The following is an 18,058-nucleotide window of genomic DNA, read 5'->3' as shown; positions in this document are numbered from 1 at the left end:
GGAAGCTGACATGCAATTAAATGTAAATGACGCTCAAGCGATCGAAGTTTCCGAACTGACATTTGGCGGCGAATTCAACGAGACGCTGGTTCACCAAGCAGTCGTGGCCTACATGGCTGGCGGCCGTCAAGGTACCAAGCAGCAGAAGACCCGTTCCGACGTTCGTGGTGGCGGTAAGCGCCCATGGCGTCAGAAAGGTACTGGCCGTGCTCGTGCCGGTACTATCCGTAGCCCAATCTGGCGTGGCGGCGGTACCACTTTCGCAGCTCGTCCTCAGGATCACTCCCAGAAGCTGAACAAAAAGATGTACCGCGCAGCAATGCGTTCCATCCTTGCTGAGCTGGTGCGTACTGATCGTCTGGTCGTGGTTCAGGATTTCGCTGTTGAAACTCCGAAAACCAAAGATCTGCTGGGCAAGCTGAACAACATGAGCCTGACCGATGTTCTCATCGTGTCGGACGCTGTTGATCAGAACCTGTACCTGGCTGCTCGTAACCTGCCGCACGTAGATGTACGTGACGTTCAAGGTTCCGATCCAGTTAGTCTGATCGCATACGACAAGGTGTTGATCACCGTGTCGGCCGTGAAGAAATTCGAGGAGCTGCTGGGATGAACCAGGAACGCGTATTTAAAGTTCTGCTTGGCCCGCACGTTTCCGAGAAGGCTACGGTTCTGGCAGACAAGAAAGGCCAGTTCGTTTTCAAGGTTGCTACTGACGCAACCAAGCTGGAAATCAAGAAGGCCGTCGAAAGCCTGTTCAGCGTGAAAGTAGAGCGCGTCACTACCCTGAATGTTCTGGGTAAGAGCAAGCGCACTGCTCGCGGTCTGGGCAAGCGTAATGACTGGAAGAAGGCAGTTATCTCCCTTCAGCCAGGCCAAGATCTCGATTTCAGCAGCAGTGCTGAGTAAGGAAGGGGTGCATCATGGCAATCGTTAAATGCAAACCGACTTCCCCTGGCCGCCGTTTTGTGGTCAAGGTGGTCAACCAGGAGCTGCATAAAGGCGCTCCTCACGCACCGCTGCTCGAGAAAAAATCGAAGACTGGTGGTCGTAACAACAATGGCCGTATTACCACTCGTCACATCGGTGGTGGTCATAAGCAGCATTATCGTATGGTCGATTTCCGTCGCAACGACAAAGATGGCATCGTCGCCACTGTCGAGCGTATCGAATACGATCCAAACCGTACTGCTCACATCGCACTGCTCTGCTACGCAGACGGCGAGCGCCGCTACATCATCGCCCCTAAAGGCGTGAGTGCTGGCGACCAGCTGATCGCAGGCGCTCTGGCTCCAATCAAGCCAGGCAACGCTCTGCAACTGCGCAACATTCCAGTCGGTTCTACCGTACACGGCATCGAACTGAAGCCAGGTAAAGGTGCACAGATCGCTCGTTCCGCTGGTGCTTCGGCTCAGCTGATCGCTCGTGAAGGTGTCTACGTGACCCTGCGTCTGCGTTCCGGTGAAATGCGTAAAGTCCTGGCTGAATGCCGTGCGACCCTGGGCGAAGTCTCGAACTCCGAGCACAGCCTGCGTTCGCTGGGTAAAGCTGGTGCCAAGCGCTGGCGTGGCGTTCGCCCAACCGTTCGTGGTGTTGCCATGAACCCGGTTGACCACCCACATGGTGGTGGTGAAGGTCGTACCTCTGGTGGTCGTCATCCGGTATCGCCATGGGGCTTCCCGACTAAGGGCGCGAAGACTCGTGGTAATAAGCGTACCGACAAAATGATCGTCCGTCGTCGCAAGTAAATAGAGGGATACGACAGTGCCACGTTCTCTGAAAAAAGGTCCTTTTATTGATCTTCACCTACTGAAGAAGATCGAAGTGGCGGCGGAAAAGAACGATCGCAAACCAATTAAGACTTGGTCGCGTCGTTCGATGATCCTGCCACAAATGGTCGGTCTGACCATCGCAGTACACAACGGTCGTCAGCACGTCCCAGTTCTCGTTAACGAAGACATGGTCGGCCACAAACTGGGCGAGTTCGCCGGTACCCGCAACTATCGCGGGCACGTGGCTGACAAGAAAGCCAAGCGTTAAGGGGTTAGGAAATGGAAGTAGCCGCTAAGTTGTCGGGCGCTCGAATCTCCGCCCAGAAAGCCCGCTTGGTCGCCGACCAGATCCGCGGGAAGAAGGTGGGCGAAGCGCTCAACTTGTTGGCTTTCAGCAGTAAGAAAGCCGCCGAGATCATGAAGAAAGTGCTGGAGTCGGCCGTAGCCAACGCCGAGCATAACGAAGGCGCAGATGTTGATGACCTGAAGGTCAGCACCGTTTTCGTCAACGAAGGGCGTTCGCTGAAGCGCATCATGCCACGTGCCAAAGGCCGTGCTGATCGCATCGTCAAGCGGTCTTGCCATATCACTGTCAAGGTTGCTGACAAGTAACGGAGTCGAAGAGATGGGTCAGAAAGTACATCCCATTGGCATTCGCCTGGGAATCGTCAAGGAGCACACCTCCGTCTGGTACGCAGACGGTCGGACTTATGCGGACTACTTGTTCGCAGATCTGAAAGTGCGTGAGTATCTCCAAGACAAACTAAAAAGCGCGTCCGTAAGCCGTATCGATATCCATCGTCCGGCCCAAACTGCACGTATCACCATCCACACCGCTCGTCCAGGTATCGTTATCGGGAAGAAAGGTGAAGATGTTGAGAAACTGCGTCAGGACCTGACCAAGCAAATGGGTGTGCCTGTGCACATCAATATCGAAGAGATCCGCAAGCCGGAGCTCGACGGTATGCTGGTTGCGCAGAGCGTAGCTCAGCAGCTGGAGCGTCGTGTAATGTTCCGTCGCGCTATGAAGCGCGCAGTTCAGAACGCCATGCGCATTGGTGCCAAGGGCATCAAAATCCAAGTGAGCGGTCGTCTCGGCGGTGCTGAAATCGCACGTACTGAATGGTATCGCGAAGGTCGTGTGCCATTGCACACCCTGCGTGCCGACATCGACTATGCCAACTACGAAGCTCACACCACTTACGGTGTGATCGGTGTAAAGGTTTGGATCTTCAAAGGCGAAGTAATTGGTGGTCGCCAAGAAGAGCTGAAACCACAAGCACCAGCGCCTCGTAAAAAAGCTGCTAAGTAAGGGGTACGCCAAATGTTGCAACCTAAGCGTACGAAGTTCCGCAAGCAGATGACAGGCCACAACCGTGGTCTGGCTCAGCGCGGTAGCAAAGTCAGCTTCGGCGAGTTCGCGCTGAAGTCTGTAGCTCGTGGTCGTCTCACCGCTCGTCAGATCGAGTCAGCGCGTCGTGCTCTGACCCGTCACGTTAAACGTGGCGGCAAGATCTGGATCCGTGTATTCCCGGACAAGCCTATTTCCAAAAAGCCCCTCGAAGTTCGTATGGGTAAAGGTAAGGGTAGTGTGGAGTACTGGGTTGCCCAGATTCAGCCAGGCAAAGTCCTGTATGAAATCGAGGGTGTTTCTGAAGAGCTGGCGCGTGAGGCTTTTGCCCTGGCTGCTGCAAAGCTGCCGCTCGCCACCGCCTTTGTTAAACGGACGGTGATGTGATGAAAGCGAATGAACTTCGTGAAAAATCCGCACAGCAGCTGAACGAGCAACTGCTCGGCTTGCTGCGCGACCAGTTCAATCTGCGTATGCAGAAAGCAACTGGCCAGTTGGGGCAGTCTCATCTGCTCTCGCAAGTTAAACGTGACATCGCTCGCGTGAAGACTGTGCTCAACCAGCAGGCAGGTAAGTGATCATGGCTGAAGCCGAAAAAACTGTCCGTACGCTGACTGGCCGTGTTGTCAGCGACAAGATGGACAAAACCATCACCGTACTGATCGAGCGTCGCGTAAAGCACCCGATCTACGGTAAATACGTTAAGCGTTCGACTAAGCTGCACGCGCACGACGAAACCAACCAGTGCCACATCGGCGACAAAGTCACTATTCGTGAAACTCGTCCTATGGCCAAGACCAAGTCTTGGGCGCTGGTTGATGTTCTCGAACGCGCTGTGGAAGTCTAAGGACTAGGGGTCGGAGAAATTATATGATTCAGACTCAATCCATGCTCGATGTGGCCGATAACAGCGGCGCTCGCCGTGTTATGTGCATCAAGGTGCTGGGTGGCTCCCATCGTCGTTACGCTGGTATCGGTGACATCATCAAAGTTACCGTGAAGGAAGCAATTCCTCGCGGTAAAGTGAAAAAAGGCCAAGTGATGACTGCTGTTGTAGTCCGCACTCGTCACGGCGTACGTCGTGCTGATGGCTCCATTATCCGCTTTGATGGCAACGCTGCTGTTCTTCTGAACAACAAGCAAGAGCCGATCGGCACCCGTATCTTTGGGCCAGTGACCCGTGAACTTCGTACTGAGAAGTTCATGAAGATCGTCTCGCTCGCCCCAGAAGTGCTGTAAGGAGATCCGACATGCAAAAGATTCGTCGTGACGACGAGATCATCGTGATCGCCGGCAAAGACAAAGGTAAGCGCGGTAAGGTGCTCAAGGTTCTTGCTAATAACCGTCTGGTTATCAGCGGTCTGAACCTGGTCAAGCGTCATACCAAGCCTAACCCGATGTCGGGCGTGCAAGGCGGTATCGTCGAAAAAGAAGCTCCACTGGACGCTTCTAACGTCGCCATTTTCAACGGCGAAACCAACAAGGCTGACCGCGTTGGTTTCAAAGTAGAAGACGGCAAGAAAATTCGTGTCTTCAAGTCGACCCAAAAAGCGGTTGATGCTTGAACACTGCTAGGTAGAAGACCATGGCACGACTAAAAGAGATTTACTGGAAGGAAATCGCACCGAAGCTTAAGGAAGAACTTAAGCTTTCGAACGTGATGGAAGTTCCACGCGTTACAAAAATCACCCTGAACATGGGTCTGGGCGAAGCTGTTGGTGACAAAAAAGTCATCGAGCATGCTGTTGCTGACCTGGAAAAGATCACCGGCCAAAAAGTCGTTGTGACCTACGCTCGTAAATCCATCGCTGGCTTTAAAGTCCGTGAAGGATGGCCGATTGGCGTCAAGGTGACTCTGCGCCGTGAGCGTATGTATGAGTTCCTGGATCGTCTGCTGTCGATCTCCCTGCCTCGGGTTCGCGACTTCCGCGGCCTGAATGCCAAGTCCTTCGATGGTCGTGGCAACTACAGCATGGGCGTGAAAGAGCAGATCATTTTCCCGGAAATCGACTACGACAAGATCGATGCTCTCCGCGGTCTGGACATTACCCTGACCACCACTGCCAAGAACGATGATGAAGGCCGCGCTCTGCTGCGTGCTTTCAAATTCCCGTTCCGCAACTGATTGGAGTAGGAAAATGGCCAAGAAGAGCATGAAAAACCGTGAGCTGAAGCGTCAGCTCACTGTTGCCAAGTACGCCACCAAGCGTGCAGCGCTGAAAGCTATCATCGTCGATCTGAACGCAAGTCCAGAAGCGCGTTGGGAAGCTACCGTAGCTCTGCAGAAGCAACCACGTGACGCGAGCGCTTCGCGCATGCGTAACCGTTGCCGCCTGACTGGTCGTCCGCACGGCGTTTACCGCAAGTTCGGCCTTGGCCGTAACAAGTTGCGTGAAGCTGCAATGCGTGGTGACGTACCAGGTCTGGTTAAAGCCAGCTGGTAATTGCTGTCAAAGTCTCGATGTTCGGGTTCGCAAGAACCTGACCATCGGTGGCCTTGAATCTGAATCAAGCCCCTTTTGGGGCTTGATTCATTTCTGGGGTGTGTCTAGAATGACCGGCTCGCCTGAGCCCGTGTTTTTCATGCCCGGAAGTTCTCGGCGACAAGTAGTAGCCGCAAGGCTAATTTTTCTGTATTAGGAGCGTCTAGCCCATGAGTATGCAGGACCCGTTAGCGGACATGCTAACTCGAATCCGTAATGCCCAGATGGCTGAAAAGTCTGTCGTAAGCATGCCGTCTTCCACGTTGAAGGTGGCTGTAGCAAAAGTCCTGAAGGACGAAGGTTACATCGCGGATTTTCAGATCACCACCGACGCTAAGCCGTCGTTGTCCATCGAGCTGAAGTACTTCGAAGGCCGTCCGGTTATCGAAGAAGTGAAGCGCGTTAGTCGTCCAGGCCTGCGTCAGTACAAGTCCGTTGAAGATCTGCCGAAAGTTCGTGGCGGTCTTGGCGTGTCTATCGTCTCCACCAACAAAGGTGTGATGACGGATCGTGCTGCGCGCGCTGCCGGTGTCGGCGGCGAAGTTCTTTGCACTGTGTTCTAAGGGGGGATAAGCATGTCTCGCGTCGCTAAGAACCCCGTTAAGCTGCCAGCCGGTGTCGAAGTAAAATTCGCAGGCCAACAGCTTTCGGTGAAGGGTGCCAAGGGTACTCTTGAACTGAACATCCATTCGTCCGTTGAGATCGTTGAAGAAGCTGGTGAGCTGCGTTTCGCTGCTCGCAATGGCGATCAACAAACTCGCGCAATGGCCGGTACCACGCGTGCGTTGGTAAACAACATGGTCCAAGGCGTAAGCCAAGGCTTCGAGCGCAAGCTCCAGCTGGTCGGTGTTGGTTACAAAGCGCAAGCAAAAGGCACGGTTCTGAACCTGGCCCTTGGCTTCTCGCACCCAGTGGATTACGAACTGCCGGAAGGCATCACCGCTGAGACTCCTAGCCAGACCGATATCCTGATCAAGGGCATCGACAAGCAGCTGGTAGGTCAAGTGGCCGCTGAGATCCGCGACTTCCGTCCACCAGAGCCGTACAAAGGCAAAGGTGTGCGCTACGCGGACGAAGTCGTCCGTCGTAAAGAAGCCAAGAAGAAGTAGGGCATAGCAAATGACCGACAAAAAAGTTACTCGACTGCGTCGCGCTCGCAAAGCACGCCTGAAAATGCACGAACTCGAAGTCGTGCGTCTCTGCGTGTTCCGCTCGTCGCAGCACATCTACGCCCAGGTCATCTCGGCCGACGGCAACAAGGTCCTGGCAAGCGCCTCGACTTTGGATAAAGAACTGCGTGATGGTGCCACTGGCAACATCGACGCGGCCACAAAGGTTGGCCAGCTGGTCGCTACGCGTGCTAAGGCCGCTGGCGTCTCGCAAGTGGCTTTCGACCGCTCTGGCTTCAAGTACCACGGTCGCGTGAAAGCGCTGGCTGATGCTGCTCGTGAAGCTGGGCTGGAGTTCTAAGTTATGTCAAATAACGACCAAAAGCGCGACGAAGGCTACATTGAGAAGCTGGTTCAAGTTAACCGCGTAGCCAAAACCGTTAAAGGCGGCCGTATCTTCACTTTCACCGCGTTGACCGTGGTTGGTGATGGTAAAGGGCGTGTTGGCTTCGGCCGTGGCAAGTCGCGTGAAGTGCCTGCTGCGATCCAGAAGGCAATGGAAGCTGCTCGCCGCAACATGATCCAAGTTGATCTGAACGGCACCACTCTGCAGTACGCAATGAAGTCCGCTCACGGCGCTTCGAAGGTGTACATGCAGCCTGCTTCTGAGGGTACCGGTATCATCGCTGGCGGCGCTATGCGTGCTGTCCTCGAAGTTGCTGGCGTTCAGAACGTTCTGGCCAAGTGCTACGGCTCGACTAACCCGGTAAACGTGGTTCACGCCACTTTCAAAGGTTTGAAAGCTATGCAGTCTCCTGAATCCATTGCCGCCAAGCGTGGCAAAAGCGTCAAGGAGATCTTCTGATCATGGCTACCGTTAAAGTAACGCTGATCAAAAGCATGACCGGCCGCATCCCTAACCACAAATTGTGCGTTAAGGGTCTGGGTCTGCGTCGCATCGGTCACACTGTAGAAGTCCAGGATACTCCCGAGAATCGCGGGATGATCAACAAGGCTTACTACATGCTGCGTGTCGAGGGTTAATCGATGAAACTCAATGATCTGAGTCCAGCGCCGGGTTCCCGTCGCGAAAAGCATCGTCCGGGCCGTGGTATCGGTAGCGGTTTGGGTAAGACTGGTGGCCGTGGTCACAAAGGTCAGACCTCCCGCTCCGGTGGCACCATTGCTCCAGGCTTTGAAGGCGGTCAACAGCCGCTGCATCGTCGCCTGCCGAAGTTCGGTTTCGTTTCCCTGAAGGCCATGGATCGCGCAGAAGTGCGTCTGTCCGAGCTGGCTAAAGTGGAAGGCGACATCGTCACCGTGCAGTCCCTGAAAGATGCCAACGTGATCAACGTCAACGTACAGCGTGTGAAAATCATGCTGTCCGGTGAAGTGACTCGCGCTGTCACTATCGGCAAGGGAATCGGCGCCACCAAAGGTGCGCGTGCGGCTATCGAAGCAGCTGGCGGCAAGTTCGAGGAATAAATGGCTAAGCAAGGTGCTCTCTCTGCGCTCGGCAAAGGCGGTATGTCTGAACTCTGGGCTCGTCTGCGTTTTCTGTTCCTGGCGATTATCGTCTACCGAATAGGCGCACACATCCCGGTTCCAGGTATCAACCCGGACCGACTCGCAGACCTGTTTCGACAGAATGAGGGGACCATTCTTAGCTTGTTCAACATGTTCTCCGGCGGCGCGCTGGAACGGATGAGCATCTTTGCACTGGGGATCATGCCGTACATTTCGGCATCGATCATCATGCAACTGATGACCGCCGTCAGCCCGCAGCTGGAGCAGTTGAAGAAGGAAGGTGAAGCTGGCCGTCGCAAGATCAGCCAGTACACCCGCTACGGCACCGTCGTCCTCGCTCTCGTTCAGGCTATTGGCATGTCCATTGGTCTGGCGGGGCAGGGCGTTGCGTTCACTGGTGACTTTGGCTTCCATTTCGTCGCAGTATCCACGTTTGTGGCTGGTGCGATGTTCATGATGTGGCTGGGTGAGCAGATTACTGAGCGTGGTGTAGGCAACGGTATCTCGATGTTGATTTTTTCGGGTATCGTCGCCGGTCTTCCGAGAGCAATCGGGCAGTCTTTCGAGTCTGCGCGTCAGGGTGATATCAACATCTTCGCCTTGGTTGCCATCGGTTTGCTGGCAGTAGCGATTATCGGTTTCGTGGTGTTCATTGAGCGTGGTCAGCGTCGTATCGCTGTTCACTACGCCAAGCGTCAGCAGGGCCGCAAGGTTTTTGCTGCGCAGACAAGCCACTTGCCGCTTAAGGTGAACATGGCCGGTGTTATTCCGGCTATTTTCGCGAGCAGCATTTTGCTGTTCCCGGCTTCGTTGGGTGCCTGGTTCGGTCAGTCTGAAGGTATGGGCTGGTTGCAGGACATCTCGCAGTCGATCGCTCCTGGTCAGCCGTTGAATATTCTGCTGTTTAGTGCAGGGATTATTTTCTTCTGCTTCTTCTATACGGCGTTGATGTTCAATCCGAAAGACGTAGCGGAAAACCTGAAGAAGTCCGGTGCCTTTATTCCGGGCATCCGTCCAGGTGAGCAGTCTGCACGCTATATTGATGGCGTTCTGACCCGCTTGACCATGTTCGGTGCTCTTTACATGACGGCCGTGTGCCTGTTGCCCCAGTTCCTGGTGGTTGCAGCAAACGTTCCGTTCTACCTTGGCGGGACCTCGTTGCTGATCGTGGTCGTGGTTGTGATGGACTTCATGTCCCAAGTACAATCGCACCTCGTTTCGCACCAGTACGAATCCCTGATGAAGAAAGCCAACCTGAAGGGTTACGGCAGCGGCATGTTGCGCTGAGTACCCATAAGGTTCGAGGAGTTGGTGATGAAAGTTCGTGCATCGGTGAAAAAGCTGTGCCGTAACTGCAAGATTATTCGCCGCGAAGGTGTTGTTCGAGTAATTTGCAGCGCGGAACCGCGTCACAAACAGCGCCAAGGCTGAGTGTGATTGTGCTTCAAGCCCGGTAGCTAGTGCGCTACCGGGTTGATTATTTGTTATTACAGCGATATTATCTCGCGCCCTATTTCTTGGCTTCCGGGGCGTAGGTAGCTGTCAATTGGAGTCCCACTGAATGGCCCGTATTGCAGGCGTTAACATTCCAGATAACAAGCATACTGTTATCTCGCTGACCTACATCTATGGTGTTGGTCGCACTACTGCACAGAAGATCTGTGCAGTGACTGGGGTAAACCCAGCAGCAAAGATCAAAGATCTGAGCGACGAGCAAATTGAACAGCTGCGTGGCGAAGTGGCGAAGTTCACCACTGAAGGTGATCTGCGTCGCGAAATCAACATGAAAATCAAGCGCTTGATGGACCTCGGTTGCTATCGCGGTCTGCGTCATCGTCGCGGTCTTCCAGTACGCGGTCAGCGTACCAAGACCAACGCGCGTACCCGTAAAGGTCCGCGTAAGCCGATCCGCAAGTAATCGCCCCAGCGAATCGACAGGAATTTAATCATGGCAAAACCTGCTGCTCGTCCTCGTAAAAAAGTTAAAAAGACAGTGGTTGATGGCATCGCCCACATCCATGCATCTTTTAACAACACAATCGTGACCATTACCGACCGTCAAGGTAACGCTCTTTCCTGGGCTACCTCCGGTGGTTCGGGTTTCCGCGGTTCCCGCAAGTCCACCCCGTTTGCTGCTCAAGTAGCTGCTGAACGTGCTGGTCAAGCTGCGCTGGAATACGGCCTGAAAAACCTCGACGTTAACGTCAAGGGTCCAGGTCCAGGTCGTGAATCCGCAGTCCGCGCTTTGAACGGCTGTGGCTACAAGATCGCCAGCATCACCGACGTGACGCCAATCCCGCACAACGGGTGCCGTCCGCCGAAGAAGCGCCGCGTGTAATCCAGGAGATTGTAAAGAATGGCTCGTTACATTGGTCCAAAATGCAAACTCGCTCGTCGCGAAGGCACCGATCTCTTCCTGAAGAGCGGCGTGCGCGCGATCGAATCGAAGTGCAACATTGAAGCAGCACCTGGTATCCACGGCCAACGCCGCGGTCGCCAGTCCGATTACGGCACCCAACTGCGTGAAAAGCAGAAGGTCCGTCGTATCTACGGCGTTCTCGAGCGTCAGTTCAGCGGCTACTACAAAGAAGCTGCTGGCAAGAAAGGTGCAACCGGTGAAAACCTGCTGCAACTGCTCGAATGCCGTCTGGACAACGTTGTATACCGTATGGGCTTTGGTTCGACTCGTGCCGAATCCCGTCAGCTGGTATCGCACAAGTCGATCAGCGTTAACGGTCAGACCGTAAACGTTCCGTCGTATCAGGTTCGTGCTGGTGACGTGGTTGCAGTTCGCGAGAAAGCAAAAAACCAACTTCGCATTGTCCAAGCTCTCGATCTGTGTGCCCAACGTGGCCGCGTAGAATGGGTAGAAGTAGACACTGAGAAGAAGTCGGGCGTTTTCAAGAACGTTCCTGCTCGCAGTGATCTGTCCGCCGACATCAACGAAAGCCTGATTGTCGAGCTCTACTCCAAGTAAGGGCTAGAAAATAGGTGCATCCATGCAGATTTCGGTAAATGAGTTCCTGACACCCCGCCACATTGATGTGCAGGTTGTCAGTCCAACCCGCGCCAAGATCACTCTCGAGCCTCTCGAGCGTGGTTTTGGCCACACCCTGGGCAACGCGCTGCGACGCATCCTGTTGTCCTCAATGCCCGGCTGCGCAGTAGTCGAGGCCGAGATTGACGGTGTGCTCCACGAGTACAGCGCCATCGAAGGTGTACAGGAAGACGTAATTGAAATCCTGTTGAACCTTAAAGGTCTGGCCATCAAGCTGCACGGTCGTGACGAAGTTACGCTGACCTTGTCGAAGAAGGGTTCGGGGGTGGTTACCGCTGCCGATATTCAGCTGGATCATGATGTCGAGATCGTTAATCCCGATCACGTAATCGCTAACCTGGCGTCTAACGGCGCCCTGAACATGAAGCTCACCGTAGCTCGTGGTCGTGGTTATGAACCAGCCGACTCGCGTCAGAGCGATGAAGACGAAAGCCGCAGCATCGGTCGCTTGCAGCTTGACTCTTCGTTCAGCCCGGTTCGCCGTATCGCATACGTGGTGGAAAACGCCCGTGTCGAGCAGCGTACCAACCTGGACAAGCTGGTTATTGATCTGGAAACCAACGGTACTCTGGATCCTGAAGAGGCTATCCGCCGCGCTGCAACCATCCTGCAACAGCAGTTGGCTGCGTTCGTCGACCTCAAAGGTGACAGTGAGCCAGTGGTTGTCGAGCAGGAAGACGAGATCGATCCGATCCTGCTTCGCCCGGTTGACGATCTGGAACTGACTGTACGTTCGGCTAACTGCCTTAAGGCGGAAAACATCTACTACATCGGCGACCTGATTCAGCGTACCGAAGTAGAGCTGTTGAAGACTCCGAACCTGGGCAAGAAATCCTTGACTGAAATCAAGGACGTTCTGGCCTCCCGCGGTCTGTCCCTCGGCATGCGCCTCGACAACTGGCCGCCTGCAAGTCTTAAGAAGGACGACAAGGCGACTGCCTGATCGTCGTAATCACCGAACGTAGTGTTTGGTAAGGAATGAACCATGCGTCATCGTAAAAGTGGTCGTCACCTGAGCCGCACCAGCTCGCACCGCAAGGCCATGTTCCAAAACATGGCGGTGTCGCTGTTCGAGCACGAGCTGATCAAAACTACTCTGCCAAAAGCCAAAGAACTGCGTCGCGTTGCTGAGCCGCTGATCACTCTGGCCAAGACAGACAGCCTGGCTAACCGCCGTCTGGCTTTCGACCGTACTCGTTCGAAAGCTATCGTTGGTAAGCTCTTCAACGACCTGGGCAAGCGTTACGCTACCCGTGAGGGTGGCTACCTGCGCATCCTCAAGTGCGGTTTCCGCGCTGGCGACAACGCGCCTATGGCGTACGTCGAGTTGGTTGATCGTGCTACTGCTGGCGAAGCTGTATCCGCCGAGTAAGACGTCAGTCTGAAACAAAGAACCGGGCCTAGTGCCCGGTTTTTTGTGCGCGCAAGAAAATGCGCTGTTCATACAAGCTTTTGACATGTCTCTGTTGTCACTATGTCCCGGGAAACATAATTAGTAATTATCTATCGATGTCTGCAAGTTAATGAATTTGTAGCTGTCACATGGATGATCAATACTTCCCAGCAAGCCGATTAGCCGGCAGTTTCAAGACTGACAGAGGAAGAAGACCGCATGAGCCAGATCAAAACGCTTACGACCGCCAGTGGCGCACCTGTCGCTGATAATCAGAATTCTCGCTCCGCCGGCCCGCGTGGCCCGCTGCTGCTCGACGATTTTCATTTGCTCGAGAAGCTTGCCCACTTCAACCGTGAAAATATCCCTGAACGCCGCGTACATGCGAAAGGCTCGGGTGCTTATGGCACGTTCACCGTGACCCATGACATCAGCGAATACACCAGCGCCAAGCTGTTTGAGCCCGTCGGCAAGCAAACCCCTACCTTCCTGCGCTTCTCTACCGTGGGTGGCGAGCGTGGATCGGCCGACACCGAACGTGATCCGCGCGGTTTCGCGCTGAAGTTCTACACCGAGGAAGGCAACTGGGACATCGTTGGCAACAACACGCCAGTGTTCTTCATCCGTGACCCACTGAAATTCCCTGATTTCATCCACACCCAAAAGCGCTTGCCGCAAAGCAACCTGAAAAGCGCGCAGATGATGTGGGACTTCTGGTCGCATTCGCCTGAAGCGCTGCACCAGGTCACCATTCTGTTCTCCGATCGTGGCATTCCTGATGGCTACCGTCACATGCACGGCTTCGGCAGCCACACTTACAGCCTGATCAACGCTCAAGGCGAGCGCCATTGGGTGAAGTGGCACTACAAAACCAGACAGGGCATCAAGAATCTCGCACCCGCAGATGCAGCACGTCTGGCCGGCACTGATCCGGATTACGCTCAACGTGACTTGTTTGAAGCCATTGAACGCGGTGACTTCCCGAAATGGCGCGTATGCATCCAGATCATGACTGAGGCCCAGGCCGCAGCGCATTACGAGAACCCTTTCGACGTGACCAAGACCTGGTCGCAGAAGGAGTTCCCGCTGATCGAAGTGGGCGAACTGGAATTGAACCGCAACCCGCAGAACTATTTCGCTGAAGTTGAGCAAGCCGCGTTCGGCCCAAGCAACATGGTCCCAGGCGTTGGTCTCTCGCCAGACCGCATGCTGCAAGGACGCGTATTCGCCTATGCCGATGCACACCGCTACCGTGTGGGCACCAATCACCAGCAGTTGCCGGTGAACGCGCCACGTAGCCCGGTGAACACTTACCAGCGTGATGGCTCGATGGCGTTCGGCAGCAATGGTGGTGCAGCGCCTAACTACGAACCGAACAGCTACGTCGAATCGCCGAAACAAGCTCCACATTACGCCGAGCCGGCGCTGGCTCTGAGTGGTGCGGCTGATCGTTACGATCATCGCGAAGACACCGATTATTACAGCCACGCCGGTGTGCTGTTTCGCCTGATGAGCGACGATCAGAAAGCGTTGCTGGTCAGCAACATCGCTGGTGCGATGAGCGGAGTTTCGACTGATGTAGTCGACCGCCAGTTGCAGCATTTCTACAAAGCCGACCAGGCGTATGGAGAAGCAATCGCAAAGCTGCTCAACGTACAGCTTAACGAAGTCTAAACGAGAAGCAGAACCGCCCTCATTTGGGCGGTTTTTGCGTTATTTAGGCTGCTTTTCCAAGAATATCTTCGCTTTTATTGCGCGTAACGGGTGACCTTCCAGTCAGGTTGGTTCAAACTACAGACTTTCAAGTAGGGAGATGTAGGGCGATGCAAGGCCACCCAGACGTAATCGATTACCTCAACACGTTGCTGACCGGCGAGCTGGCCGCGCGTGATCAATATTTCGTTCATTCGCGGATGTATGAGGACTGGGGGTTCACCAAGCTCTACGAGCGAATCAACCACGAGATGGAAGAAGAAGCGGGTCACGCTGACGCGTTGATGCGTCGGATTCTGATGCTCGAAGGCACGCCGCGCATGCGTCCGGATGATCTGGATGTCGGTAGCACTGTGCCGGAGATGCTCGAAGCGGATCTACGCCTCGAATACAAAGTTCGCGCCGCCCTGTGCAAAGGCATCGAGCTGTGCGAACAGCACAAGGACTACGTCAGCCGCGAGATCCTGCGCGTGCAGTTGAACGACACCGAAGAAGATCACACCTACTGGCTGGAAAAGCAGTTGGGCCTGATCAAGCTGATCGGTCTCGAGAACTACCTGCAATCGCATACGTCCTGATTGCTGCAGTTAAAAAAGCCCCTGTCACTGTTGAAGTGACAGGGGCTTTTTCATGCCTGGCGTTTAAGCCCGATCGCGGATCAGCAATGGCTTGAGGTAATGGCCAGTGTGAGATTGCTTCATCTCGGCCACGTCCTCAGGGGTGCCAGTGGCAATGATCTGCCCACCTTTTGAACCGCCCTCAGGCCCGAGATCCACCAGCCAGTCGGCCGTTTTGATCACGTCGAGGTTGTGTTCGATCACCACGACAGTGTTGCCGTGGTCGCGCAGGCGATGCAGCACGTCGAGCAATTGCTGGATATCCGCGAAGTGCAAACCAGTGGTTGGCTCATCGAGGATATACAGGGTCTTGCCAGTGTCACGCTTGGACAGCTCGCGAGACAGCTTGACCCGCTGTGCCTCGCCACCAGACAGCGTGGTCGCCGACTGGCCAAGCTTGATGTACGACAGGCCGACATCCATCAACGTTTGCAGCTTGCGCGCCAGTGCCGGCACCGCGTCGAAGAACTCCCGCGCCTCCTCGATGGTCATCTCGAGGGTTTCGTGAATGCTCTTGCCCTTGTATTTGATCTCAAGGGTTTCGCGGTTGTAGCGCTTGCTCTTGCACACGTCGCACGGCACGTAGATGTCCGGCAGGAAGTGCATCTCAACCTTGATCAGGCCATCGCCCTGGCACGCCTCACAGCGGCCACCCTTGACGTTGAACGAGAAACGACCCGGACCGTAACCCCGGGAACGTGACTCAGGTACGCCGGCGAACAGCTCACGGATTGGGGTGAACAGGCCGGTATAGGTCGCAGGGTTGGAACGCGGTGTACGACCGATCGGGCTCTGGTCGATGTCGACGACTTTGTCGAGATGCTCCAGGCCTTTGATGCTGTCGTGCGCCGCGGCTTCCAGCGTGGTCGCGCCATTGAGGGCGGTGGCGCTCAGCGGGAACAGGGTGTTGTTGATCAGCGTCGACTTGCCCGAGCCGGACACACCGGTGACGCAAGTCAGCAGACCAATCGGGATGTCCAGATCGACATTGCGCAGGTTATTGCCGCGCGCCCCTTTGAGCGACAGGTTGAGCTTCTTGTTGCGCGGGGTGCGTTTGGCTGGCACTTCGATCTTCACCCGGCCCGACAGGTATTTGCCGGTCAGCGAGTCCGGGTGCGCCATGACTTCAGCCGGCGTACCCTCGGCAACGATTTGCCCGCCATGCACACCGGCGCCCGGGCCGATGTCGACGACATAGTCAGCCAGGCGAATCGCGTCTTCGTCGTGTTCGACCACAATCACCGTGTTGCCGATATCGCGCAGGTGCTTGAGTGTGCCGAGCAGTCGATCGTTATCTCGCTGGTGCAAGCCGATGGACGGCTCGTCGAGGATGTACAGAACGCCAACAAGTCCGGCACCGATCTGGCTGGCCAGGCGAATCCGCTGCGCCTCACCGCCGGACAGGGTGTCAGCACTGCGATCCAGCGACAGATAATCGAGACCGACATTGACGAGGAACTGCAGGCGCTCGCGAATCTCCTTGAGGATCTTGTCAGCGATCTCGCCACGGCGGCCGGTCATCTTCAGCTCGCCGAAGTACACGCAAGCATCGCCAATCGGCAGGTTGGTCACTGCCGGCAGCGTTTTCTCGCCAACCCAGACGTGCCGCGCTTCACGGCGCAGGCGAGTGCCACGGCAATCCGGGCACGATTGGGTGCTGAGGAACTTGGCCAGCTCTTCGCGTACGCTCGCCGACTCGGTCTCGCGGTAGCGACGCTCCAGGTTTGGCACGATGCCTTCGAACGGGTGCGAGCGTTTAACGATATCGCCACGGTCGTTGAGGTATTTGAAGTCAACGTTCTGCGAGCCACTGCCGTGCAGAATGGATTTCTGCTGATCGGCCGGCAACTCGTTGAATGGCACTTCGAGGCTGAAGCCATAGTGCGAGGCCAATGAGCCGAGCATCTGGAAGTAATAGACGTTGCGCCGGTCCCAGCCGCGAATCGCGCCTTCGGCCAGCGTCAGCTCGCCGTTGACCAGGCGCTTGATGTCGAAGAACTGCTTGACCCCCAGACCATCGCAAGTCGGGCAGGCGCCGGCCGGATTGTTGAAGGAAAACAGCTTCGGCTCAAGTTCGCTGATGGCGTGGCCGCAGATCGGGCAGGCGAAGCGCGCGGAGAAGATCATCTCTTCGCCCGGCTCGTCGTCCATTGGCGCGACCAGGGCGATGCCGTCCGCCAGTTTCAGCGCGGTCTCGAAGGACTCGGCCAGGCGTTGCTGCAGGTCGGCGCGAACCTTGAAGCGGTCGACGATCACGTCAATCGAATGCTTCTTCTGTTTATCCAGTTTCGGCAGTTCGTCCAGCTCGCAGATCCGGCCGTTGACCCGGGCACGTACAAAGCCTTGGGCGCGCAGCTCTTCGAAGACCGACAGGTGTTCGCCTTTACGCTCGCGAATCACCGGCGCCAGCAACATCAGTTTGCTGCCTTCCGGTTGCGCCAGGACCAGATCGACCATCTGGCTGACGGTCTGCGCCTCCAGTGGAATATCGTGATCCGGGCAGCGCGGCGTACCGACGCGTGCATAGAGCAAACGCAGGTAGTCGTAGATTTCGGTGATGGTGCCGACCGTAGAGCGCGGGTTGTGCGAGGTCGACTTCTGTTCGATGGAAATTGCCGGCGACAGGCCTTCGATGGTGTCGACGTCGGGCTTTTCCATCATCGACAGAAACTGGCGGGCATAGGCCGACAGCGATTCGACATAGCGGCGCTGACCTTCGGCATACAGGGTATCGAAGGCCAGGGACGACTTGCCGGATCCGGACAGGCCGGTGATGACGATCAGTTTGTCCCGTGGCAGGGTCAGGTCGATGTTCTTCAGGTTGTGGGTACGGGCCCCACGTATCAGGATCTTGTCCAAAGTGGCCTCGCTCGGCGGGCGTCGAAAACGTAGGAGTATACGGGCAAATACTGGATGGATGCACACTATCAAACGAAGGGTTTTTTGCCCTGGATGAAGAGAGTTTCATCTATACGCGTCAAAGCGTCGCGATCTACCCCGTCTTCCGATGGGACTGGTAGAATCGCCGCCGGTTC

Annotated in this window: 29 protein-coding genes; 28 read left to right on the top strand and 1 reads right to left on the bottom strand. The window is 55.6% G+C overall.

The window, feature by feature from the left end; all coding sequences use genetic code 11:
• Positions 1–10: 10 nt before the first annotated feature.
• The 28 genes from rplD to bfr all read left to right on the top strand — a co-directional run bounded on the left by rplD (position 11) and on the right by bfr (position 14,984).
• Positions 11–613 carry a 50S ribosomal protein L4 gene (rplD, locus tag QOM10_RS26320; RefSeq protein ID WP_007918468.1) on the top strand — a complete coding sequence of 201 codons (603 nt, stop codon included), beginning with the start codon at positions 11–13 and terminating at the stop codon, positions 611–613.
• Entirely contained in the window at positions 610–909 is a 300-nt protein-coding gene (gene rplW / locus QOM10_RS26315) for a 50S ribosomal protein L23 (RefSeq protein ID WP_002555488.1), read from the top strand. The genes rplD and rplW overlap by 4 nt, the downstream gene beginning before the upstream one ends.
• A gap of 14 nt (positions 910–923) precedes the next feature.
• Positions 924–1,748: a 50S ribosomal protein L2 gene (gene rplB / locus QOM10_RS26310; protein WP_003228734.1), complete on the top strand. Its 825-nt coding sequence runs from the start codon at positions 924–926 to the stop codon at positions 1,746–1,748.
• A 16-nt stretch (positions 1,749–1,764) separates the two neighbouring features.
• Positions 1,765–2,040 carry a 30S ribosomal protein S19 gene (gene rpsS, locus QOM10_RS26305; protein ID WP_011336172.1) on the top strand — a complete coding sequence of 92 codons (276 nt, stop codon included), beginning with the start codon at positions 1,765–1,767 and terminating at the stop codon, positions 2,038–2,040.
• An 11-nt stretch (positions 2,041–2,051) separates the two neighbouring features.
• Complete coding sequence (rplV, locus tag QOM10_RS26300) at positions 2,052–2,384, top strand: 50S ribosomal protein L22 (protein ID WP_003103908.1); 333 nt, start codon at positions 2,052–2,054, stop codon at positions 2,382–2,384.
• Between the two features lie 13 nt (positions 2,385–2,397).
• Positions 2,398–3,084, top strand: coding sequence for a 30S ribosomal protein S3 (rpsC, locus tag QOM10_RS26295; RefSeq protein ID WP_003176422.1), 687 nt, complete (start codon positions 2,398–2,400; stop codon positions 3,082–3,084).
• Positions 3,085–3,096: 12 nt separating this feature from the next.
• A complete protein-coding gene (gene rplP, locus QOM10_RS26290; protein ID WP_007896757.1) occupies positions 3,097–3,510 on the top strand; it encodes a 50S ribosomal protein L16 in 414 nt (137 codons plus the stop codon).
• Positions 3,510–3,701, top strand: coding sequence for a 50S ribosomal protein L29 (rpmC, locus tag QOM10_RS26285; RefSeq protein ID WP_002555481.1), 192 nt, complete (start codon positions 3,510–3,512; stop codon positions 3,699–3,701). Before rplP ends, rpmC begins: the two co-directional genes overlap by 1 nt.
• 2 nt (positions 3,702–3,703) lie before the next feature.
• Positions 3,704–3,970 carry a 30S ribosomal protein S17 gene (gene rpsQ / locus QOM10_RS26280; RefSeq protein ID WP_003194644.1) on the top strand — a complete coding sequence of 89 codons (267 nt, stop codon included), beginning with the start codon at positions 3,704–3,706 and terminating at the stop codon, positions 3,968–3,970.
• A gap of 23 nt (positions 3,971–3,993) precedes the next feature.
• Entirely contained in the window at positions 3,994–4,362 is a 369-nt protein-coding gene (rplN, locus tag QOM10_RS26275) for a 50S ribosomal protein L14 (protein WP_002555479.1), read from the top strand.
• Positions 4,363–4,373: 11 nt separating this feature from the next.
• Positions 4,374–4,688, top strand: a complete 315-nt coding sequence (gene rplX / locus QOM10_RS26270) for a 50S ribosomal protein L24 (RefSeq protein ID WP_008081905.1) — start codon at positions 4,374–4,376, stop codon at positions 4,686–4,688.
• 20 nt (positions 4,689–4,708) lie between these two features.
• The gene (gene rplE / locus QOM10_RS26265; RefSeq protein ID WP_003176415.1) at positions 4,709–5,248 is read left to right on the top strand and encodes a 50S ribosomal protein L5; all 540 of its coding nucleotides are present in this window, start codon (positions 4,709–4,711) and stop codon (positions 5,246–5,248) included.
• A 13-nt stretch (positions 5,249–5,261) separates the two neighbouring features.
• Positions 5,262–5,567 carry a 30S ribosomal protein S14 gene (gene rpsN, locus QOM10_RS26260; RefSeq protein WP_003228726.1) on the top strand — a complete coding sequence of 102 codons (306 nt, stop codon included), beginning with the start codon at positions 5,262–5,264 and terminating at the stop codon, positions 5,565–5,567.
• 209 nt (positions 5,568–5,776) lie between these two features.
• Entirely contained in the window at positions 5,777–6,169 is a 393-nt protein-coding gene (gene rpsH / locus QOM10_RS26255; RefSeq protein WP_007918458.1) for a 30S ribosomal protein S8, read from the top strand.
• Between the two features lie 12 nt (positions 6,170–6,181).
• The gene (gene rplF, locus QOM10_RS26250; RefSeq protein ID WP_003176412.1) at positions 6,182–6,715 is read left to right on the top strand and encodes a 50S ribosomal protein L6; all 534 of its coding nucleotides are present in this window, start codon (positions 6,182–6,184) and stop codon (positions 6,713–6,715) included.
• A gap of 10 nt (positions 6,716–6,725) precedes the next feature.
• A complete protein-coding gene (gene rplR / locus QOM10_RS26245) occupies positions 6,726–7,076 on the top strand; it encodes a 50S ribosomal protein L18 (protein WP_003186037.1) in 351 nt (116 codons plus the stop codon).
• 3 nt (positions 7,077–7,079) lie between these two features.
• On the top strand, positions 7,080–7,580 hold the full coding sequence (gene rpsE / locus QOM10_RS26240) for a 30S ribosomal protein S5 (protein WP_003186035.1): 501 nt from the start codon (positions 7,080–7,082) through the stop codon (positions 7,578–7,580).
• Between the two features lie 2 nt (positions 7,581–7,582).
• On the top strand, positions 7,583–7,759 hold the full coding sequence (rpmD, locus tag QOM10_RS26235) for a 50S ribosomal protein L30 (protein WP_003176408.1): 177 nt from the start codon (positions 7,583–7,585) through the stop codon (positions 7,757–7,759).
• Between the two features lie 3 nt (positions 7,760–7,762).
• A complete protein-coding gene (gene rplO, locus QOM10_RS26230) occupies positions 7,763–8,200 on the top strand; it encodes a 50S ribosomal protein L15 (RefSeq protein ID WP_003228720.1) in 438 nt (145 codons plus the stop codon).
• The gene (gene secY, locus QOM10_RS26225; protein ID WP_003228718.1) at positions 8,201–9,529 is read left to right on the top strand and encodes a preprotein translocase subunit SecY; all 1,329 of its coding nucleotides are present in this window, start codon (positions 8,201–8,203) and stop codon (positions 9,527–9,529) included.
• Between the two features lie 27 nt (positions 9,530–9,556).
• Complete coding sequence (gene rpmJ / locus QOM10_RS26220) at positions 9,557–9,673, top strand: 50S ribosomal protein L36 (RefSeq protein ID WP_002555468.1); 117 nt, start codon at positions 9,557–9,559, stop codon at positions 9,671–9,673.
• 130 nt (positions 9,674–9,803) lie between these two features.
• Positions 9,804–10,160 carry a 30S ribosomal protein S13 gene (gene rpsM / locus QOM10_RS26215; protein WP_003186020.1) on the top strand — a complete coding sequence of 119 codons (357 nt, stop codon included), beginning with the start codon at positions 9,804–9,806 and terminating at the stop codon, positions 10,158–10,160.
• A 30-nt stretch (positions 10,161–10,190) separates the two neighbouring features.
• Complete coding sequence (rpsK, locus tag QOM10_RS26210) at positions 10,191–10,580, top strand: 30S ribosomal protein S11 (protein ID WP_002555466.1); 390 nt, start codon at positions 10,191–10,193, stop codon at positions 10,578–10,580.
• 18 nt (positions 10,581–10,598) lie between these two features.
• Positions 10,599–11,219, top strand: coding sequence for a 30S ribosomal protein S4 (rpsD, locus tag QOM10_RS26205; RefSeq protein ID WP_003176404.1), 621 nt, complete (start codon positions 10,599–10,601; stop codon positions 11,217–11,219).
• A gap of 22 nt (positions 11,220–11,241) precedes the next feature.
• Complete coding sequence (locus QOM10_RS26200) at positions 11,242–12,243, top strand: DNA-directed RNA polymerase subunit alpha (RefSeq protein ID WP_003186012.1); 1,002 nt, start codon at positions 11,242–11,244, stop codon at positions 12,241–12,243.
• Between the two features lie 42 nt (positions 12,244–12,285).
• Positions 12,286–12,672: a 50S ribosomal protein L17 gene (gene rplQ / locus QOM10_RS26195; protein WP_003176402.1), complete on the top strand. Its 387-nt coding sequence runs from the start codon at positions 12,286–12,288 to the stop codon at positions 12,670–12,672.
• Positions 12,673–12,912: 240 nt separating this feature from the next.
• Positions 12,913–14,367 (top strand): catalase, encoded by a 1,455-nt coding sequence (locus QOM10_RS26190; protein WP_316917188.1) that lies wholly within the window; start codon positions 12,913–12,915, stop codon positions 14,365–14,367.
• A 149-nt stretch (positions 14,368–14,516) separates the two neighbouring features.
• Positions 14,517–14,984, top strand: a complete 468-nt coding sequence (gene bfr / locus QOM10_RS26185; RefSeq protein ID WP_053124309.1) for a bacterioferritin — start codon at positions 14,517–14,519, stop codon at positions 14,982–14,984.
• 63 nt (positions 14,985–15,047) lie between these two features.
• On the opposite strand, the gene uvrA is transcribed toward bfr, so the two are convergent.
• A complete protein-coding gene (uvrA, locus tag QOM10_RS26180) occupies positions 15,048–17,882 on the bottom strand; it encodes an excinuclease ABC subunit UvrA (protein ID WP_150751783.1) in 2,835 nt (944 codons plus the stop codon).
• Positions 17,883–18,058: the final 176 nt, after the last annotated feature.

Source organism: Pseudomonas sp. P108 (assembly GCF_032613195.1).
In the GTDB taxonomy this organism is placed as follows: Bacteria; Pseudomonadota; Gammaproteobacteria; order Pseudomonadales; family Pseudomonadaceae; genus Aquipseudomonas.
Note: the sequence above shows the minus strand (reverse complement) of the source record. Positions and strands in the feature narration are given on the sequence as shown.

What these genes read in the sequence shown, in the direction of transcription:
- rplD (WP_007918468.1), top strand. Translation starts at nt 11, where the DNA reads ATGCAATTAAATGTAAATGACGCTCAAGCGATCGAAGTTTCCGAACTG.
- rplW (WP_002555488.1), top strand. Translation starts at nt 610, where the DNA reads ATGAACCAGGAACGCGTATTTAAAGTTCTGCTTGGCCCGCACGTTTCC.
- rplB (WP_003228734.1), top strand. Translation starts at nt 924, where the DNA reads ATGGCAATCGTTAAATGCAAACCGACTTCCCCTGGCCGCCGTTTTGTG.
- rplV (WP_003103908.1), top strand. Translation starts at nt 2,052, where the DNA reads ATGGAAGTAGCCGCTAAGTTGTCGGGCGCTCGAATCTCCGCCCAGAAA.
- rpsC (WP_003176422.1), top strand. Translation starts at nt 2,398, where the DNA reads ATGGGTCAGAAAGTACATCCCATTGGCATTCGCCTGGGAATCGTCAAG.
- rplP (WP_007896757.1), top strand. Translation starts at nt 3,097, where the DNA reads ATGTTGCAACCTAAGCGTACGAAGTTCCGCAAGCAGATGACAGGCCAC.
- rpmC (WP_002555481.1), top strand. Translation starts at nt 3,510, where the DNA reads ATGAAAGCGAATGAACTTCGTGAAAAATCCGCACAGCAGCTGAACGAG.
- rpsQ (WP_003194644.1), top strand. Translation starts at nt 3,704, where the DNA reads ATGGCTGAAGCCGAAAAAACTGTCCGTACGCTGACTGGCCGTGTTGTC.
- rplN (WP_002555479.1), top strand. Translation starts at nt 3,994, where the DNA reads ATGATTCAGACTCAATCCATGCTCGATGTGGCCGATAACAGCGGCGCT.
- rplX (WP_008081905.1), top strand. Translation starts at nt 4,374, where the DNA reads ATGCAAAAGATTCGTCGTGACGACGAGATCATCGTGATCGCCGGCAAA.
- rplE (WP_003176415.1), top strand. Translation starts at nt 4,709, where the DNA reads ATGGCACGACTAAAAGAGATTTACTGGAAGGAAATCGCACCGAAGCTT.
- rpsN (WP_003228726.1), top strand. Translation starts at nt 5,262, where the DNA reads ATGGCCAAGAAGAGCATGAAAAACCGTGAGCTGAAGCGTCAGCTCACT.
- rpsH (WP_007918458.1), top strand. Translation starts at nt 5,777, where the DNA reads ATGAGTATGCAGGACCCGTTAGCGGACATGCTAACTCGAATCCGTAAT.
- rplF (WP_003176412.1), top strand. Translation starts at nt 6,182, where the DNA reads ATGTCTCGCGTCGCTAAGAACCCCGTTAAGCTGCCAGCCGGTGTCGAA.
- rplR (WP_003186037.1), top strand. Translation starts at nt 6,726, where the DNA reads ATGACCGACAAAAAAGTTACTCGACTGCGTCGCGCTCGCAAAGCACGC.
- rpsE (WP_003186035.1), top strand. Translation starts at nt 7,080, where the DNA reads ATGTCAAATAACGACCAAAAGCGCGACGAAGGCTACATTGAGAAGCTG.
- rpmD (WP_003176408.1), top strand. Translation starts at nt 7,583, where the DNA reads ATGGCTACCGTTAAAGTAACGCTGATCAAAAGCATGACCGGCCGCATC.
- rplO (WP_003228720.1), top strand. Translation starts at nt 7,763, where the DNA reads ATGAAACTCAATGATCTGAGTCCAGCGCCGGGTTCCCGTCGCGAAAAG.
- secY (WP_003228718.1), top strand. Translation starts at nt 8,201, where the DNA reads ATGGCTAAGCAAGGTGCTCTCTCTGCGCTCGGCAAAGGCGGTATGTCT.
- rpmJ (WP_002555468.1), top strand. Translation starts at nt 9,557, where the DNA reads ATGAAAGTTCGTGCATCGGTGAAAAAGCTGTGCCGTAACTGCAAGATT.
- rpsM (WP_003186020.1), top strand. Translation starts at nt 9,804, where the DNA reads ATGGCCCGTATTGCAGGCGTTAACATTCCAGATAACAAGCATACTGTT.
- rpsK (WP_002555466.1), top strand. Translation starts at nt 10,191, where the DNA reads ATGGCAAAACCTGCTGCTCGTCCTCGTAAAAAAGTTAAAAAGACAGTG.
- rpsD (WP_003176404.1), top strand. Translation starts at nt 10,599, where the DNA reads ATGGCTCGTTACATTGGTCCAAAATGCAAACTCGCTCGTCGCGAAGGC.
- QOM10_RS26200 (WP_003186012.1), top strand. Translation starts at nt 11,242, where the DNA reads ATGCAGATTTCGGTAAATGAGTTCCTGACACCCCGCCACATTGATGTG.
- rplQ (WP_003176402.1), top strand. Translation starts at nt 12,286, where the DNA reads ATGCGTCATCGTAAAAGTGGTCGTCACCTGAGCCGCACCAGCTCGCAC.
- QOM10_RS26190 (WP_316917188.1), top strand. Translation starts at nt 12,913, where the DNA reads ATGAGCCAGATCAAAACGCTTACGACCGCCAGTGGCGCACCTGTCGCT.
- bfr (WP_053124309.1), top strand. Translation starts at nt 14,517, where the DNA reads ATGCAAGGCCACCCAGACGTAATCGATTACCTCAACACGTTGCTGACC.